This window comes from Streptomyces sp. 13-12-16 (assembly GCF_002114215.1).
Classification (GTDB): Bacteria; Actinomycetota; Actinomycetes; order Streptomycetales; family Streptomycetaceae; genus Streptomyces.
Genome location: NZ_NCTE01000409.1, coordinates 2,249 through 2,891, shown reverse-complemented (window position 1 = coordinate 2,891; position 643 = coordinate 2,249). Strand labels below are relative to the sequence as shown.

The window sequence follows — 643 nt, the reverse complement described above, 5'->3', positions numbered from 1 at the left end:
CGAGCGCGTCGGCGGCGCGCAGGCCGTTGGGCTGGATCATGAGTCCCGAGCCGCCCTCCCGGAGGGTGGCGGCCCGCTCGATCACCGTGACGTCGAAGCCGCGCGCGGCGAGTCCCGCGGCGGCGGCGAGGCCTCCGATGCCGCCGCCGGCGATGAATACGGTCTGGCGTTGCGTCATGGCGTCGGGACCTCCGTCGTGGCCGTGCCGGCCGAGGGGGTGGGGGCGGGCGCCGCGCCCAGCAGCCGGCCGTCGGGGGCGCCGTAGGAGCCGGTGGACGCGTCCCACACGGTGCGGCCCGCGCGCAGGGTCCGTTCGATGCGGCCGGTGAAGGTCCATCCCTCGTACGCCGACCAGCCGCACTTGCTCTCCACGTCGCCCGCGGAGAGCATCCAGGGCACGTCGGGGGCGAGGAACACCAGGTCGGCGTCGGCGCCCGCCTCCAGCCGGCCCTTGCCGGGCAGTCGGAACAGCTCGGCCGGCCGGGCGGAGAGGTGGCGGGCCAGCCGTACGGCGGCCGTGTCGGGGTCTTCCTCGGGCCAGCGTCTGCGCATGCCCGTCCAGACGGCGACCGCCAGTTCCTGGACGCCGGGCAGTCCGGGCGGCGACTGGGCGACGCCGCGGGTCTTCTCCTCGACGGTGTGC

General features: G+C 76.5%; 1 protein-coding gene and 1 pseudogene. Both read right to left on the bottom strand.

What is annotated here, in order from left to right; translation table 11 throughout:
- Positions 1-178 (bottom strand): NAD(P)-binding protein (locus B7767_RS44670; protein WP_143652511.1); only part of this gene is annotated, 178 nt, incomplete at its 3' end.
- Positions 175-643: pseudogene (locus tag B7767_RS16685) on the bottom strand (dihydroorotase); the annotation flags it as partial. The pseudogene B7767_RS16685 and the gene B7767_RS44670, both read right to left, overlap by 4 nt.